General features: G+C 48.2%; 16 protein-coding genes and 1 riboswitch. Of the genes, 10 read left to right on the top strand and 6 right to left on the bottom strand.

The features are described 5' to 3' along the window. Window positions 1-48: 48 nt before the first annotated feature. Together DESLBE_RS05745 and DESLBE_RS05740 are read left to right on the top strand one after the other, a co-directional pair. Complete coding sequence (locus DESLBE_RS05745) at window positions 49-522, top strand: MarR family transcriptional regulator (RefSeq protein WP_144675624.1); 474 nt, start codon at window positions 49-51, stop codon at window positions 520-522. Next, window positions 515-718, top strand: a complete 204-nt coding sequence (locus DESLBE_RS05740; RefSeq protein ID WP_018305912.1) for a hypothetical protein — start codon at window positions 515-517, stop codon at window positions 716-718. Before DESLBE_RS05745 ends, DESLBE_RS05740 begins: the two co-directional genes overlap by 8 nt. A 5-nt stretch (window positions 719-723) precedes the next feature. Here DESLBE_RS05740 and DESLBE_RS05735 read toward each other — a convergent pair whose 3' ends face one another. The 5 genes from DESLBE_RS05735 to DESLBE_RS05715 all read right to left on the bottom strand — a co-directional run bounded on the left by DESLBE_RS05735 (window position 724) and on the right by DESLBE_RS05715 (window position 6367). Continuing rightward, entirely contained in the window at window positions 724-1593 is an 870-nt protein-coding gene (locus DESLBE_RS05735; RefSeq protein ID WP_144675622.1) for a hypothetical protein, read from the bottom strand. 33 nt (window positions 1594-1626) lie between these two features. Continuing rightward, window positions 1627-1998, bottom strand: a complete 372-nt coding sequence (locus DESLBE_RS05730; protein WP_144675620.1) for a hypothetical protein — start codon at window positions 1996-1998, stop codon at window positions 1627-1629. Window positions 1999-2043: 45 nt separating this feature from the next. Then, entirely contained in the window at window positions 2044-5193 is a 3150-nt protein-coding gene (locus DESLBE_RS05725) for a DUF4183 domain-containing protein (RefSeq protein WP_144675618.1), read from the bottom strand. A gap of 286 nt (window positions 5194-5479) precedes the next feature. After that, on the bottom strand, window positions 5480-5860 hold the full coding sequence (locus DESLBE_RS05720; protein WP_005814352.1) for a DUF4183 domain-containing protein: 381 nt from the start codon (window positions 5858-5860) through the stop codon (window positions 5480-5482). A 264-nt stretch (window positions 5861-6124) separates the two neighbouring features. Continuing rightward, window positions 6125-6367 carry a hypothetical protein gene (locus tag DESLBE_RS05715; RefSeq protein ID WP_005814354.1) on the bottom strand — a complete coding sequence of 81 codons (243 nt, stop codon included), beginning with the start codon at window positions 6365-6367 and terminating at the stop codon, window positions 6125-6127. A gap of 602 nt (window positions 6368-6969) precedes the next feature. Between DESLBE_RS05715 and DESLBE_RS05710 the strand changes: the two genes are divergently transcribed. Together DESLBE_RS05710 and DESLBE_RS05705 are read left to right on the top strand one after the other, a co-directional pair. After that, on the top strand, window positions 6970-7380 hold the full coding sequence (locus DESLBE_RS05710) for a response regulator (protein ID WP_144678617.1): 411 nt from the start codon (window positions 6970-6972) through the stop codon (window positions 7378-7380). 92 nt (window positions 7381-7472) lie between these two features. Further along, window positions 7473-8330 (top strand): DUF3102 domain-containing protein, encoded by an 858-nt coding sequence (locus DESLBE_RS05705; protein ID WP_015943929.1) that lies wholly within the window; start codon window positions 7473-7475, stop codon window positions 8328-8330. Window positions 8331-8333: 3 nt separating this feature from the next. Here DESLBE_RS05705 and DESLBE_RS05700 read toward each other — a convergent pair whose 3' ends face one another. Next, window positions 8334-8978: a class I SAM-dependent methyltransferase gene (locus DESLBE_RS05700; protein WP_144675616.1), complete on the bottom strand. Its 645-nt coding sequence runs from the start codon at window positions 8976-8978 to the stop codon at window positions 8334-8336. A 255-nt stretch (window positions 8979-9233) separates the two neighbouring features. Between DESLBE_RS05700 and DESLBE_RS05695 the strand changes: the two genes are divergently transcribed. From DESLBE_RS05695 to modD, 6 genes are all read left to right on the top strand, one after another. Further along, a complete protein-coding gene (locus DESLBE_RS05695) occupies window positions 9234-11882 on the top strand; it encodes a TetM/TetW/TetO/TetS family tetracycline resistance ribosomal protection protein (RefSeq protein WP_144675613.1) in 2649 nt (882 codons plus the stop codon). 237 nt (window positions 11883-12119) lie between these two features. Then, window positions 12120-12251, top strand: a riboswitch (molybdenum cofactor riboswitch). A gap of 43 nt (window positions 12252-12294) precedes the next feature. Beyond that, the gene (locus DESLBE_RS26505; protein WP_172625380.1) at window positions 12295-12447 is read left to right on the top strand and encodes a hypothetical protein; all 153 of its coding nucleotides are present in this window, start codon (window positions 12295-12297) and stop codon (window positions 12445-12447) included. 89 nt (window positions 12448-12536) lie between these two features. Further along, window positions 12537-13334 (top strand): molybdate ABC transporter substrate-binding protein, encoded by a 798-nt coding sequence (gene modA, locus DESLBE_RS05690; RefSeq protein ID WP_144675611.1) that lies wholly within the window; start codon window positions 12537-12539, stop codon window positions 13332-13334. A gap of 17 nt (window positions 13335-13351) precedes the next feature. Further along, a complete protein-coding gene (locus DESLBE_RS05685) occupies window positions 13352-14176 on the top strand; it encodes an ABC transporter permease (RefSeq protein ID WP_144675609.1) in 825 nt (274 codons plus the stop codon). Next, window positions 14167-14892, top strand: a complete 726-nt coding sequence (locus tag DESLBE_RS05680) for an ATP-binding cassette domain-containing protein (protein WP_144675607.1) — start codon at window positions 14167-14169, stop codon at window positions 14890-14892. Before DESLBE_RS05685 ends, DESLBE_RS05680 begins: the two co-directional genes overlap by 10 nt. A gap of 25 nt (window positions 14893-14917) precedes the next feature. Continuing rightward, window positions 14918-15775, top strand: coding sequence for a ModD protein (gene modD, locus DESLBE_RS05675; RefSeq protein ID WP_144675605.1), 858 nt, complete (start codon window positions 14918-14920; stop codon window positions 15773-15775). Window positions 15776-15854 lie beyond the last annotated feature (79 nt).

Genomic DNA, 15854 nt, shown 5'->3' with positions numbered 1-15854 from the left:
ATACTTATAATTGCTTCCATGGAAGTAATATGAAGTAAGGAGTATACAATGACTATCGCCAAAGATATTATGGACACCTTGCTAAGCATACAACAAGATGTAGATTCCATGACTCATAAATTTGATGACCTTAATTTTTCCCAGGTCCATTGTCTTCATTGGATTGGAACTATGGAAAACCCCAATGTGACCAAGATAGCGGCGGAATTGAGAATGACCACCGGCGCAGTCACCAAAATATGCAAGAAACTGTCCGACAAAAATTACATTGTGAAGTATCAGAATCCGGAAAACAATAAGGAGGTGTATTATCGGCTGACAGAAAAAGGCCAGGCCATCTATGAAGCCCATGAGGTCGTTCATGACAGCGCGCACCATTGTCAAACAGATGTTATAGACAGATATAGTATTGATGAACAGAGGGTTATACTGAAATTTCTGCAGGATATATATGCCCTGATGAATAACGAAGCTGAAAAAGTAAAAGAAATGAGTGCAAATAAGGAGAAACCGGATGTCTAAATTTGTGGTATGCAAAAATACCAAAAAACATGCTGAAGTAATCCAAGCTTTAACCGATCGAAAGATTGATTTTGAGATCGTAGATTGTACCAAGAAATGCTTTAAATGCCGCACCAGTGTGATGATCAAACAGGATGACAGCTATATCTCAGCCTCTACAGTGGAAAAATTACTGACAAAGCTGTCTCTCGACTGAGTTTTTCAAACCTCATATCCGAAAAGGGTGAGCTGGTTTTGGCCTGTGGTGCAAATCTCAATCTCCACAGCGTCCAATTGAATGGTATTGCCTATGCCTAACCCGGTATGGCTGCCGATAAATGAGGTTTGCAGGGTTGTGATGACATCCCAGGGGTTAGCGGCACCCAGCACAGCAGTGGTGATGTCGAATTCAAGAGGGTTTGTTAAATAATTAAGAGTGCCGATGATGGCAAGGCTGATTTGATCCAATTGAATCCAGGCTGCCTGAGGATTGGGCCGCCAATTAAGGAGCATCGAGCTGACGCCTACGGCAAGGGTCAGGCTGAGCCGGCAATAGAACTTGATCACAACCTGTTCAATGTCCAAATAATCAGCCAGGGCGGGGAGCAGGTTGTATCCCAGGACGATATTTCCTCCGGTTTGGGTGAGCAATGCCGAGGCTAAAGAGGCAACGCTGCCGTTACGAAGCCCGACGGCATTATTGACATTGGTGAAATCTGTGCGGCCGTTATAAGCTGCCTGGGTAGCTGTAGCGGCCCCGGAAGTATTGCAGTCTATCTGCTCGTCAGATGTTCTCACCATTAGGGTGTTGTTAGCTTTGAGCTGATAGGGTGAAGGAAAGTTCTGATTTACGGTGCTGAAGGGTGTTGTTATCCTCAGGGAAAGAAAATCGTCACTGCCGTCGCTTAAGAGAATGGATACAGCCAGGGAGGCCGTTCCTTGCACTGCTGTCAGGCAAATACTTTTCCCCGCTGCCGGAGTCCAAAGTCCCTGCCTGGTGGGCAGAACACCAAAGCGGTCATATTTGATCGTGCTGGAGCTTTTCTCGATAGCCACTGGAATAGACTGGGGAGTTTGCAGAACTTGTCTCATAATCCGGCACTCCTTTGGTTTGCGGACATAGCCTTAAAATTCATACCCTATAAGGGTGATATTGACTGTTCCTGCGGCACTTGTCGTCACTGAGATGGCTTCATCCTGGTTAAGCTGAACAGGGGAAGGAAAGCTTGCCCCATAGGTTGCCAGGGTGCTGGTAAGCATGATGGACATAAACGCAGCGTTGCTTCCTCTGTTTAGTTGAATGGTGACGGGAACAGAAGCGGACGCTTGCCAGGCCGTCATAAAGACACTTTTGCCGGAAGCCGGTGTCCAGAGCGCTGTATTGGTCTGAGCGGAGATGAAGGTCCGGAACAGGACAATGTCCGACGGATACTCCCTGGTAATCAAAGGATCTTCCAAACTAAAAACGATGCTCATGAGTTTTGTGTTATCACCCATCAAAAAACCCCCTTATAGCGTTACCGACTGGTAATCCCCGCAGATTCATGAATATAAAGAAACAAACTGGATGGACATGGGTACTCCTTCCAGAGGCAGGTGGGCAACCTTCAGGGTAAGGAGACCTTTTTCAAGGGTATAATTGCTTTTAGGCTGGATAACTCCATTGATAAAGAGGTAGTGATAAGAAGTTTGCTGAGGGGCAAGGATTCCTTGATCACCGTACATGGTTATTTCATCGGCATTGGTATACTCTCTTTGGCCATTGGCCCGAGTGTTGTATTGATAGAGTTCCGCTTTTAAAAGAGTATCCTTGCTGTCCCTGATAATCAGTGATTCAAGAATAACGGGGACTCCCTTTTGGGGAGGACTGTCTACGGTCAGGATGAGAAGTCCTGGCCTTACTTTATAGTTAGTTTGAGGCTGCAATACCCCATTGATATAAAGATTAATAAAGGAAATTTCCCCAGGGTCGGGTATTCCCTGATTGCCGTAGATGAGCAACTCATCATTGTCGGTAAAAGCAGTCTTAACTCCATCGGCAAGGGCATTGTACTGTTGGTTTTCGCCTTGGAGAAGTGCACCGGTTTGGGCATTAAAAGAACCGGTTACCTCTGCCGCCAAAACAACGGTGTCCATTGAATTGAGGGTCCCGATATCCCAGATCAGCTTATTCTCCTCTTGAGATACTGTGCCTTGGGTAAGGCTGAGGAGGTTAATGACGGCTAAGCTATCTGCCAGTATGGTATCGGTCATAACCACATTGCTGACCGGACCATAACCGTCATTGATAAGCTTAATTTCGATGGTCCAGGTACCATTCATTTGAGGATTTATTACGGAAGGTCCTGCTGTGATGTACTTTTCCAGGGTCAGGTTGCCGAAGACCGGGGGGCAGGGGAGAGCTTCCCTGAGCTGGGCCGGAGGATTAGGGGGTGAGAGTATCGTCTGGAGCTTACCTTGAGGCCTATCTTGGAATTTATTTTGGAGCTTATCTTGGAGTCTGTCCTGAAAATTACTTTGCATCGTATTTTGCGAAGGATAAAAATCCGGGAAAACCGCTGTTTTAAAACCAGCGCAGAGCTGATTCGGCAAAAACTCCTCGCACAGGGGAGGCTCAGGATCAACCTCCAGGCTGGGGATCAATAACTGTACTTTGCCCACGGCTTTGATCACGATAAATACCCCTACGGTACAATGCCGGCCTTCCTCACAACCGTCGGGAGAGCCGAGCAGCTCAGAACGGGTTTCCACCACAATATCATAAGAAAACTCATCCCGTGGTTCCGGCATGAACATGATGAGGTCCATAGGGATAGAGGGCAGAGAGTCCTGGCCCAGCGTCGTGCCTCCGGCAACGATTGTAAAGGGTATCTTTAAAAGGAATTGAACTCTTTTAAAATTGGGGCGATCTCTTATAGCAGTGATCTCCAGAGTGTCTTCCATAATACGTCCCGGTTTAAAGAGAATCCTCTGAAAAGCGGAGATGGGGAGGGCTATATCTTCAAAGCAATACCGATCCTGACACTGAGAAAAGACTTTGTCGACAATAACACAAGCAAAAATATAGCCTGAGATGCGGATGAGTGCTCCGGAAGCAATGTTGGACAGTACACAAGAATTCAGACTCCATCCTGAGGCGACAGCCCTGCTGAGCGAACGCAGGCCGGTGGTATTAAAAAGCCCTTCGACTGCAAACCGGGCGGTTAGGGTTCTGCCGGGCAAGAGCTCTTCTATAGTCCAGAGCAGGGTATTATGGGCGGTGGCCACCTCCCCTGAGGAGACAAAGACCGTGTCCGTCCACTTAAATTCATCAAGCAGGATAGTATCGGTGACCAAGATAGTGCGGATCACCTCATTGCTGAGGTTGGTGATCTCTAAAGACAGCTCCCAGCGTTTGGGAGTACCTAAGGACCCGCTCAGAGGGATAGTTAAGACAGAGGTTTGCAAGAACAGCGCTTCCTGAACCGGAGTGATTTCCGGCAGAACGATGATTTGAACATCCCGGGCAAGATTTGTGGATAGCCTGCCGGTTTCTGGTTTGCCGGTTCCCAGCTTGCCCGAACCGGATGCAGTGTCTAAGGCACTCAAACCTTCCTGGGTAAAGGACCCTGTTATATCCAGGACGAGAACAGCCATTTCCAAAGGTTTCAGTCCAGTAAGGCTCCAGTGGATTTCCCTGTTTACCAGATGAGCATCACCATGGGAGATGCTGACCACATTCACATTGCTGATGTTCTCAATCAACAGGGTATCGGTGACCAGAAGATCGGACAGCTCAACACCACTAAGATTAGTCAGTTTGAGCTCTGCTCGCCATGTACAGGTTTGGCCCCTGGTTACCTGGGTGGGTCCGGACAGAATCGTGTTGGTAAGCTCCAATCCTTTACTGACAGCGACGGGACCTGCCCCGATTATGTCGGTTCGTACAGCCGCCGCTGAGCTGCGGCCTGTAGCCGAACCCCGGCTGAGGAAGCGGGTGCCGGCGGCTTTAAACAGACCCTCCACACGGAAGCTTGCGGCGGCAGGCTCTTCAGGATTTAAATGATCAATAGTCCAGGTGATCAGCTCATCCTCAAGAGCCAGATCCCCTTGAGACAAAGACAGAGTTTCTATAGCCAGCACAGAATCCAGGAGGATAAATTCCCTGACCACGATATCACGAATAGGCAGAGCCCCTTGATTGCTTACGGTAATGGTAAATACCCAGGTGGCCGCCTGACCGGCGGCCAGAGATTCGGGCCCGGACAGGGTCAGCTTTTCCAGCTTTAGATCAGGGCGGGCCGTATCACTTACCTCAATCCCCCTATCGGTCACCGGGCCGCGGGATAGCTGCCCCGAAGGCAGGATCCCTTCAGCCAGGGCGGAATTGAGCAGAGCGGGTTCCTCATCCCTAAAAGTAACGAAAGTGATGATTATAGGAGAGCCCTGTAAAGGAGCATCTTCTGTTTTAAGGACGAGCAGGCCTTCATGAAGCTCATAGTTAACCTTAGGCTGCAATACACCGTTGATAAATAAATTAAAATAAGAGACTTGATGAGGATCAAGGATGCCCTGATCCCCATATTCTTTTATCTCATCATCATTGGTATAAACTTTCTTAATGCCGTCAGACCGTGCATTATATTGATAAGCCTCTGCAGTCAGTAGCTTTTTAGTGGGATTGAAGCCTATTTCCTCTTTAAACACAGACATCACTCCGCAATGAAGACATGGTTTCTGCCTTATTCTTTCCTTAGTCTATGTTTATAAGGGGAAGCAGGTTCTTTAAAGTGCAACAGAAATATAACTATGAAGGATGAAAGGTTATGGCGTTGCTTTTATCAAACTTTTACATAGTGTATTAAACAACAGCAAGACGGCCTGGCTAAAATGCCCAGGCCGTCTTGCTGTACGCCCTTATTGGGGGTGTGCCTTTGCGTAAGCTCCTTATTGCCGCCAGTCCGGATGTGGGATGGCTGCATATTCTTAACTCTGAAAATTAGGTTGTTACGGTGGTGTCGGAATCGGAAACCGGGGCGAAGTTAGTGACGACTAAGGTAATGGGGGCGCCGACAGGAACTGTATCGGCATCTGTGATCACTACTTGAGAACCGTCGCCGCTGACCGTGTATAAGCTGGTTTGCTGCAACACGCCGTTGATAAACAATAGATAATAGCCATTGTCCGTAGTTACAGGAGTAAGGTTGCCTGTCATGACATTACCGGCATCATCAGTAAATTCGGTAGCCGGAATAGTGACCGTTCCACCGGTTCTTTGATCTTCGCTTAACTCATAAAAATAGCTTTCCACGGCTGGATTAATCGCGGTGTCCGTTGTCGTAACGGCGTCTATGGCAAGCTTGAATAATTTCGTGGCCATGAGTAGACCTCCTATTGTAATATTTTGGTAATTTACTTTATTATATTCGCTAAGTTGACAAGATGTGACCGAATAGCTCAGGGTTTTTATATTGCCAAGTTTTCAGGAGAAAATCCCTCGACTGGCGGGAGCCCAGCGGAATTCCCTAAAAATGGGGATTTATAAAAAGGAATCGGGAGCAAAATTTATGGTGGCAATGATTTGTAAGACGAAAAGAAAAGCCGGCCAGGGATCCCCGGGCCGGGTATGTATTACATAGCTATTTTATTGAGCTTTTAAAATTGTAATATCTTCCTGGGCATCGACTACCGCCGACGCAATAACATCAAGCTTTCGATGTATAGATTTGTTATCCAGCCTCAAAGAGAGGATATCAAGTTCCATTCTATCCAGGTCAGCTTGCATTTCTTTCATGTCAGACTGCACTTCCTTCAGGTTAGCTTGCATTTCATTTTGCCCGGCTTCTAGCTTTTCCAACTTTTCCAGAATAATATCCAACTTATCCATTGCCTATCCCTCCCGATTTTTATGTTACCACAACGATATTTGTAATACAATCCCAGGAAAATTTATAAAATACAGCAGCTTTGGCAGCCACTAAGCTTCATTAATCTTTTGGGATAAAATTCCTGCCTCAACATTACTTGGCTTGTAATTCCCTCCCAATACCCCTATAATGGATACAGGTGGAAATTAAAAGGCCGCCGCGGTCTGAAAGTGGTGGAACACTTCCAGGCACGCGCAAGGTGTGTGCACACCTACACGTAACAGCAAGCTGTCCGCGACGACAGATCCATTATACAATGCCCTTCGCTCCAGTACAACCGTACGGTTGGCCAAGGGGTATAATCGGACTGCCGCTCAGGGGGTGTGCTGATTGTGTGCGACTTGAGAGCAGTAAACATGAGACAGTATGAATTCAGGCGCATGTGTAGGGATAAACCCTTGCATGCGTCTTTTAATTTCCCCTGATCACCGCCAGGCTGCCGGAAGCGGGCCCTTGATGAGGGTCCGGTCCGGCGCCGGGCGGAAAAGGGGGAAGTATTATGAATAGAAGAGCAGGAGACGGCCAAGGGCCAAGGGCGAAGGAGAAAGGCCCGGCGGCAGCCATGTCGGCCGCCGGGTTGAATATTAGCCTGTGTGATGACGGTGCACTGCAGCGGGCGTACATAAAACTTATCCTTCAGGACTATGAAAGCAGATGCGGAGTCAGGTTTAACCTTTATGAATTCAGCAGCGGGGAAGAACTGCTGGAGAAATTCAACCAGAACCCTAAGCTATTTGACCTTTTCTTTCTGGATCACCGGATGAAAAACATCACCGGTCTTGAGACTGCCTCTTATATAAGGAAGCGCAATAAAGTGTGTCACATCGTTTTTATAACAGCGTCGGAGGAGCAGGAGGATTTTAAAGCCGTGTCGCCGCTCCGCGTCTTGACTAAACCGGCCCAGCCGGCAGCCATCCGGGACATTCTGGACAAGGTCTCGGCAGAAAAAATCAGCCCCAGCCATAGTGGCTGATGAGCCCTGCTTTTTGCCCATGAACTTTACGATTTATTACCGCCTGGCATATTCTGGATTAGATTGATTGATGAAAGGGCGGGAAATGGATCGTGAATGATTTATCCACTGAACGGACGCCGCAGGTGATCGCGGCTGAAATAACTATGATTACCCGGCAAACCCGGAAAATTCTGCTGGCCAGCGCCGTGGAAATCGGTCGTCGGCTCAAGGAAGCGAAGAGTTTGGTCAACCACGGGGAATGGGAGAAGTGGCTGGAGGAGTCGGTGAGATATTCCCTGAGTACTGCCAGAAGGCTGATGCAGCTCTACGAAGAGTATGGGGCAAGCTTCCCGGACGAGCCGGGTCTGTCAAATCACGCACCAGTGCGCGATTTGACTTACACTCAGGCCCTCCTCCTCTTGGGTCTGCCGGGAGAGGAACGGGAAGAATTCCTGGCCCAGAACGATGTGACCGGCATGACCAAGCTGGAATTGCAGCAGGCTCTAAAAGACAGAGATCTGGCCAAGCAGGAGAGTGAGGAGATCCAGCAGGAAAATAAAGCCCTCAAAAAAGGGCTGGAGGGGATCAACAATGCAATCTCCAGTTTGATGGTCCAGTCTCTTCTTCCGGAGAATGCCCAAAGGGAATCCCCCGCTGCCGGTGCATCCTCCTCAGTCGGCAGTACCGGCAGTGCTCCCCTGGAAAGTAATGCCGCCATGCCGACGCATAACCTCAAAACAGAAATAGATCCCAATGCTCCAGCTAAATATGTGGAGCGTTGTGACACCTGCTGTAAAACCATTAGCACCGCCTTTTTTGACCTGACCACAGCCCTTACCAATCTGCATTATCTTGACGGGAATCTGAAAGAGCAAAAAAGAAAAGAGGCTCAGAAGCTGCTTGAGACAATTGCCGAGACGATTAAGGTGTGGCCGCCCCCGAAAAAGCCTCTGAAGGTCATCCGCTGATTGTCAGCGGCTTTTGGTCAAAACAGCCCGGAAACAGTTTAAGTTATATCCGGTGATAGCATCAGCAGGGAGGGTGAAATCCACGGAACCATAAAAGGATAGTCCTTGCTGCTGGATCTCAGTTTGCAGTAGGGTCAGGTTAATTACAGGGTAATCAAAGGTCAGGATAATGAGACCATCTTGTTTTAATATACGCTTGAATTCCTGCAGTGCTGACCGAAGGGTAGGAAGATCAAGATGCTCCAAAACCGAAATACAGAATATTGTATCGAACATGCTTTCAGAGTAGGGTAGTTGAGCCAGGTTTGCCTGACTAAAGTGAATACGTTCAAAATATCCGGGGTGGATGGCTTGAGCAGCTTCATAGCCCAGGTCAGCCGTGATTTCCTGAATGATCGATCCAGGATGAAGAATGCGTTCATCGATATCACAGGCGTAGACATGGGCACAATTTTCGGATAAGAAAAACTTAAAAGGGTGGCTGATACCACAGGCGGCATCGAGCACGGTTGCTTCCGGTTCGGCAAAGGATGCCGCCCAGGCATATTCATAAAACCGGCTCCACCATGTTGAACGCAGTTTGAAAATCATGGAGTCAGTTTGAGCATCGGAGGTAGTAATAAACCTGGAAGTATACTTGTCATTCATCTGCCGTAGGCTCCTTTCAACGAGGTGATTACGAATTCACTAATATTCGTATGCTTATTGATTCCGGAAAGTGCCTGCATGCCGATTGCCACGCAAACAGCGTCCAAACCTCTAAATCCCCATAAGCCTTGAAGTTTAGCATAGCCTCTCTTTGAAACTTCCCCCAAATATTAGCGACTAATAGACAATTTATTTAATTCCCGCTTGCTGTTATTATATAGATAACACTATGGACAGCGAAGGGTATAAATATAGATGAAAAAATTGGTCATTGGCCTATGTGCCCATGTGGACGCGGGCAAGACAACCCTATCGGAAAGTATGCTTTACTTGAGCGGTGCCATTCGCAAAATGGGCCGAGTGGATAATAAAGACGCTCATCTGGATAATTTCGAACTGGAACGGGCCCGAGGGATTACCATCTTTTCCAAACAGGCCATACTGGAAGTGGCTCATACCCAAATCACCTTATTGGATACCCCCGGCCATGTGGATTTTTCCCTGGAGATGGAAAGAACCCTCCAGGTGCTGGATTATGCCGTTTTGGTGATCAATGGGGCCGATGGAGTACAGGGCCATACCAAGACCCTATGGCACTTGCTGGATATTTATCAGACACCGGTCTTTTTATTCATCAATAAAATGGATCAGGTGGGTACGGATAGAGAAAAGCTGATCAATGAATTAAAAAGCCAACTCAGCGACGGCTGCATTGACTTTGGACAACCTGAATCCGCTGATTTTTATGATCAATTGGCCATGTGTGATGAAATGCTGCTGGACGCCTATGTGGATACGGGACATATTGAGCTTCCCCTGATCAGGGAAGGGATTAGGAAGCGTAAAGTGTACCCCTGCTTTTTCGGTTCCGCTTTAAAGCTGGAGGGTGTAGAGGAACTGCTCCAGGGTATTGTGGACTATGCTTATCTGCCGGCCTATCCGGAAAGCTTTGGGGCTAAAGTATTCAAAATAGGCAGGGACGAACAGGGCAACCGCCTTACCTATCTGAAGATCACCGGTGGAAGGCTCAAGGTAAGGGAGAGTTTAAGCAATGGTGTATGGGAAGAAAAGGTTAACCAGATTCGCATCTATTCCGGGAAGAAATTCGAGGCAGTCAATGAAGTGGAAGCCGGTTCGGTCTGTGCGGTAACAGGACTTACGCTAACCAAACCGGGAGAAGGCTTAGGCACAGAGACCGCCGCCCACTCCCCTTTATTGGAACCCGTATTGGCTTATCAGATGATCCTTCCGGAAGGCTGTGATCCCCGGGTGATGATGCCTAAGCTGCGTCAGCTGGAGGAAGAGGATCCGGGCCTGCAGGTGGTCTGGGACGAAGAGCTCAGGGAGATCCAGGTGCAGATGATGGGTGAGGTCCAGCTGGAAATCCTGCAAAGCCTGATCCGGAGCCGGTTTGGCCTGGAGGTGTCCTTCGGATCAGGGAGGATTGTTTATAAAGAAACCATTGGCAATGCCGTGGAAGGAGTAGGGCATTTTGAACCCTTGCGGCATTATGCGGAAGTCCACCTATTAATGGAGCCGGGGGAGCGGGGAAGCGGCCTTCAGTTCGGAGCGCAATGCAGCGAGGATAGCTTAAGCAAAAGCTGGCAAAGACTCGTTTTATCTCATCTGGAAGAAAAAGTTCATAAGGGAGTTCTCACAGGGTCACCGATTACCGACATAAAAATCACTTTAGTGTCAGGCCGGGCCCATACCAAGCATACAGATGGCGGTGATTTCAGGGAGGCCACCTATCGCGCGGTGCGTCAGGGGTTAATGGAAGCGGAGTCCATCCTGTTGGAGCCTTATTATGCTTTTCAGCTGGAATTGCCGGAAAAAATGGTGGGACGGGCCATGAACGATGTTGAAAAAATGCATGGAACCTGCCAGCTTGCCCGGATAGAAGGGGAGCGGGCAACTCTTACCGGCAGTGCTCCCGTGGCGACAATGAGAAACTATCAGCAGGAGGTCATGGCTTACAGCAAAGGTCTGGGCAGGCTTTTTTGCAGCCTGAAGGGCTATGAACCCTGCCATAATCCGGATGAGGTCATAGCTATGGCCGGGTACGACCCGGAAAGGGATGTGGAGAATCCCGCCGATTCCGTATTCTGTACCCAGGGTTCCGGCTATTTGGTCCCCTGGGATCAAGTCAAGGAATATATGCATGTGGAAAGCTATTTCGCCAAAGCGAATGAAGCCTTAGCAGCAGAACCTTATCTGCAGATACCCTATGCCGAGGAAAGGTGGATCGACCCGGAGGAGATCGACAGGATCCTCAACCAGACCTATTATGCCAACCAAGGCAAAAAATCCCTTTGGCAGAAACGGAAAAAAGCTGCGGAAAGCTATTATAGACCACCTGCCGATTTAAACAAGCCTAAAGAAAGTCAGGAAGAATATCTTCTTGTGGACGGCTATAATATTATCTTTGACTGGCCGGAACTGAAAGAGCTTGCCCAGGATAATATGGATGGAGCCAGGATAAGGCTTCTTGATATCCTAAGCAATTATCAGGGGATTCGCAAGTGCCGGATTATCGTCGTCTTCGATGCTTATCGTGTTCAGGGGCATCCCGAGGAAGCCATCGATTATCATAATATCCTGATGGTCTATACCAAAGAAGCGCAAACCGCGGATCAATATATTGAAAGGTTTGCTTATGATCATCAGAAAAAGTATAAGATCACTGTGGCTACCTCCGATGGCCTGCAGCAGATCATTATCAGAGGAGCAGGGTGCGCCTTATTATCCGCCCGAGATTTGAAGGAAGAAGTCATAATGGCCAATAAACAGGTCATCGAGGCTTATCAGGCACAACAAACGCCGACCCGGCATTATCTGAAGGATGCCTTATCTGCTGAAAGTGAACAGCAGATGAAAGAGTTCCTTAAAAGAGAGAAGGATTAGCCCTCAATGCCCCTGCATCCCTAAATTTATTTTGCAATATATTTAGGGATGCAGGGGTATTTGCTGTAAATCTGTTGGAAATGCAACCGACATGGACCGGGAGTTGTGTTATACTTGCTTATATCAGAGAATATTGTGTTGAGTTTGTTAGGTTTATAACCATTCCTGTTGTAATTATTTATGTTATGAGCGGCTGTGTCATAATCCATTGAATAGAAACCCAACAGAATAGTGAAATCTTTCGAATCGTTTCCCGCTAAAGCCATGCTATGCGGGGGCGATCTGAGCAAAGGCTCACAGGGTCGGCATAGAAATGTACCGGCCTCCCGCAAAGGGGTATTCTGTCTGGGATGCCTCAGGAAAGAAAGGTGCAAAGACCCAGAATGATGGGATTTTAGGCGCATTTTCGATTGTGAGCGAAAGTGCGCTTTTGCTATGGTTTTTGCTTTGGGTGACCAAGGGTTCCGTAGAGGCCTTAGAGGAGAAGAAGGGGGAAAAAGTAAGGGAAGCAGTTCTGGTGCAGGGCTTCGCTGTGAACGGCAAAGAGCCAATAAACCGGATGTAACTCAATAAAAATATAAATAAAATTTAAGTATTTATTTTTATGTTTAGTTATGTTATGTTAATTTAAAAGGTAAGAAGAGGTGAGAAGAAATGTTAAAAAACCATAAGTACCTGGCAATCGTCAGCGTTTTGTGCCTGGCCTTGATTTTTCTGACAGCTTGCAGCAGCAAGCCGGCAGAGGTTCCCGGGGGTCAGGCAGGCCCAGCGGAATCCTTGAGCGGGAAACCCCTTTTCGTATACTGTGGGGCGGGAATGACCAAGCCTTTTGGTGAAATTGCCGAAGCCTTCAAAGCAGAGAGCGGGGTTGAAGTTGAAGTGGCCTACGCCAATGCGGCCCAAATCCAGACCCAAATCAAGACCACTCAGGAAGGGGATCTCTTTATAGCCGGTTCTGTGGAAGAGCTTAATCCCGTCAAAGATGTTGTGGCCGCCAGCAAAGAGCTTGTCAAACATATTCCCGTCCTGGCCGTCAAAAGCGGCAATCCCCTGAAGATCGCCGGACTGAAGGATCTGACGAAAGAAGATGTGGAAGTTGTCCTGGGGGATGCGGAGGCTACACCCATCGGCAAAATTGCCAATAAAGCCCTCACCGATTTAGGCGTGCTGGCAGAGGTCAATGTCATTGCCAGAACGGCTACCGCACCGGAAATGATCACAGCCCTATCTGTTGACCAATGCGATGCTATTATCGTCTGGAAAGAAAATGTCAGCGGGTCAGGGATCGAGATCGTCAATACCACGGATTTGGACACCCAGATCAAAAAAATTCCGGCAGCCACGTTGAGCTTCAGCAAGAATACGGAGACCACCGCAGCCCTGCTGAAATTCCTTGATACTGATCAAGCCAAAAGCATCTGGGAGAAATACGGATATGAAGTGGTAAACTAAGGGTTTAAGAGGTTGCCATGAAAAAGAAGCTTTCCCTGTATAGTCTGTTCGATGTTTTGACTGCTGCTGTGACACTGAGTGTTGTTGCCTTTATTTCTGCGGCAATCTTGTCTATTCTTATTAAAGGCTTCCCATACCTTGGGGAAGCCTTTTTCTCAGAAGAAGTGAGGTTTGCGGTGAAATTAAGCCTGAATACAGCCAGCATCTCGACTTTTGTTTGCTTTGTGCTTGCTGTGCCCACCGCGTACTCACTGACGAGGGGCTCCTTTCCCTTTAAGAAAATAGCCCAGATTATTATTGAGCTGCCTTTATCCATGCCCTATTTGGTCCTGGGCTTGTGTCTGCTGCTCATCTTCTCCTCGGAATTCGGCAAAGCACTGAGAGATATGGGTTTCAGGGTGGTATTTGATAAAAACGGGATCATTATGGCACAGATCATCGTCAATCTGCCCTACATGATCCGTTTGATCAAGACAGCCTTTGCAGAACTGGATGAACGGCTGGAGATCATTGCCGGAATGCTGGGTGCTTCCCGATGGCAAAGATTTGTGACGATCACCTTGCCGCTGGCCCGCAATGCGGTGATCTCCGCCATTATTCTGGTCTGGTCCAGGGGCCTCGGCGAATTCGGCGCCACATTAATGGTCGTCGGCGCGACCAGAATGAAGACGGAAACCTTACCGGCCAGCATCTATCTGAATATGGCCACAGGGGATATCGGAGCGGCGATGGCTTCCGCCATCATCATCCTGCTCATTTCTTTTGTATCGCTTTTTGCAACAAGCCGCTTGGAGGGAAAAAACCTTCAGGCAAGCCGGATGAAGGACGTGTATTGGCAGTGAACCCACTTGTTGAAATCAGGGACTACTCCCTTGAATTAGGAAAATTTAAATTGCAGCCCATCAATTTGATGATCCATGAGGGGGAAATTTTCGGAGTCTTAGGGAAAACCGGTTCAGGAAAAACCGTGCTTTTGGAATCTATCGCAGGTTTTTATCGGGGCCGCTCCGGGCAAGTGTATATCCAGGGTCAGGATATCGCCGAGGTTCCTCTGGAGAAAAGGGGCATTGGTTTCGTGTACCAGGACTTTGGCTTATTTCCTCACATGACGGTAGCCGACAATATTGGGTATGGGTTGAGAATGCAAAAGAAGGAAAAGCAGACCATCAAGGATGAGGTAAACCGGATGGCGGAAATTCTCGCCATCAGCTCGATTCTAAAACAGTACCCCGGAACCCTAAGCGGCGGGGAACGGCAAAGGACGGCCATCGCCAGGGCCCTTGTCCTGAACCCCAGGATTCTCTTGCTGGATGAGCCCTTTTCTTCCCTGGACCCGGCTACCAAGGAAACCATGTACCGACAGGTGAAAGAAATCCACCGGCTTTTTGGCTGTACCATTCTCTTTGTAACCCATGACTTTAAGGAAGCCCAGAGCATGGCGGACCGGATCGGCATCATGATCAAAGGGGAATTGAAACGTATCCGCCGGAGCACGGAACTCTTTGTCCAAGACAACGATGAGGAAGTTAATCAGTTTTTGGGGCTGAGCGGAGAATAAATCATTATTATGAGGAGGTTTCACTATGCTGTACTTAACTCGTGATGAAATAGACCGTTGGCTCAAGGAAGATGTTCCTTATATTGACCTGACCAGCTGGACCTTGGGAATCAGGGAACAGCAGGGGAGCATCGCTTATTTTACCAGAGATGAGGCCGTAGTGTGCGGAACTGAGGAAGTCAGGCAGATTTTCGATCATTTGCATATCGAGACGGACCGCTTCATCCCCTCCGGCCAGCAGGTCAAACAAGGGGAAGTGTTGATCTCCGGGAAAGGAAGAGCCGAGGATCTGAATATGGCCTGGAAGGTGGGGCAGAACATTTTGGATCATTGCTCAGGAATCGCCACCAAGACACGAAGAATGGTGGATGATGCGAAAAGCATTAACCCCAAGGTAGCTGTTCTGACCACCCGCAAAGGATTTCCCGGTACCAAATCCCTGACCACCAAGTCTATTATGGTGGGAGGTGCTCTGCCTCACAGACTGGGTATTTCCGAAACCATCCTGATTTTCAAGCAGCATATGAATATGATCGGTGGGTTTGAAGCTTTGCTGAAAAAGCTGCCGGAGGTCAAAGGGGAATGCTGCGAAAAGAAGATCATCGTGGAAACAGGGTCTTTGGAACAGGCGGTCAGCCTTTGCCAGGCCGGCGTGGATGGGATTCAGTTCGAGAAAATAAAGAGCACAGAACTTAAAAATGCGGTGAAGCATTTAAGAACGGAATTTCCTCATGTAGTTGCTTTGGCTGCCGGCGGCATCAACGAAAGCAATGTCAAGGATTATGCGGAAACCGGGGTGGACGGCATCGTCACAACAAGCCTCTTCAGTGCCAAGCCCCTGGATATCGGGGTGAAAATAGAACCGATACAGATACATTTATAAACCATTAAGCCTTTAAAAAGTAATGCATCGGCAGTATAATGTGAGGCCGAAAAAAGAATTTTTAAGGTATAAAGAAGTC

Source organism: Desulfitobacterium sp. LBE (assembly GCF_007830365.1).
GTDB classification, from domain to species: domain Bacteria; phylum Bacillota; class Desulfitobacteriia; order Desulfitobacteriales; family Desulfitobacteriaceae; genus Desulfitobacterium; species Desulfitobacterium hafniense.
The sequence above is the reverse complement of the archived record's forward strand: the minus strand, read 5'-3'. Positions and strand labels throughout refer to the sequence as shown.

Coding starts and splice junctions, on each gene's coding strand:
- DESLBE_RS05745 (WP_144675624.1), top strand. CDS start 49: ATGACTATCGCCAAAGATATTATGGACACCTTGCTAAGCATACAACAA.
- DESLBE_RS05735 (WP_144675622.1), bottom strand. CDS start 1,593: ATGAGACAAGTTCTGCAAACTCCCCAGTCTATTCCAGTGGCTATCGAG.
- DESLBE_RS05715 (WP_005814354.1), bottom strand. CDS start 6,367: ATGGATAAGTTGGATATTATTCTGGAAAAGTTGGAAAAGCTAGAAGCC.
- DESLBE_RS05695 (WP_144675613.1), top strand. CDS start 9,234: ATGAAAAAATTGGTCATTGGCCTATGTGCCCATGTGGACGCGGGCAAG.
- DESLBE_RS05685 (WP_144675609.1), top strand. CDS start 13,352: ATGAAAAAGAAGCTTTCCCTGTATAGTCTGTTCGATGTTTTGACTGCT.
- DESLBE_RS05740 (WP_018305912.1), top strand. CDS start 515: ATGTCTAAATTTGTGGTATGCAAAAATACCAAAAAACATGCTGAAGTA.
- DESLBE_RS05710 (WP_144678617.1), top strand. CDS start 6,970: ATGTCGGCCGCCGGGTTGAATATTAGCCTGTGTGATGACGGTGCACTG.
- DESLBE_RS05730 (WP_144675620.1), bottom strand. CDS start 1,998: ATGGGTGATAACACAAAACTCATGAGCATCGTTTTTAGTTTGGAAGAT.
- modD (WP_144675605.1), top strand. CDS start 14,918: ATGCTGTACTTAACTCGTGATGAAATAGACCGTTGGCTCAAGGAAGAT.
- DESLBE_RS05700 (WP_144675616.1), bottom strand. CDS start 8,978: ATGAATGACAAGTATACTTCCAGGTTTATTACTACCTCCGATGCTCAA.
- modA (WP_144675611.1), top strand. CDS start 12,537: ATGTTAAAAAACCATAAGTACCTGGCAATCGTCAGCGTTTTGTGCCTG.
- DESLBE_RS05725 (WP_144675618.1), bottom strand. CDS start 5,193: ATGTCTGTGTTTAAAGAGGAAATAGGCTTCAATCCCACTAAAAAGCTA.
- DESLBE_RS05720 (WP_005814352.1), bottom strand. CDS start 5,860: ATGGCCACGAAATTATTCAAGCTTGCCATAGACGCCGTTACGACAACG.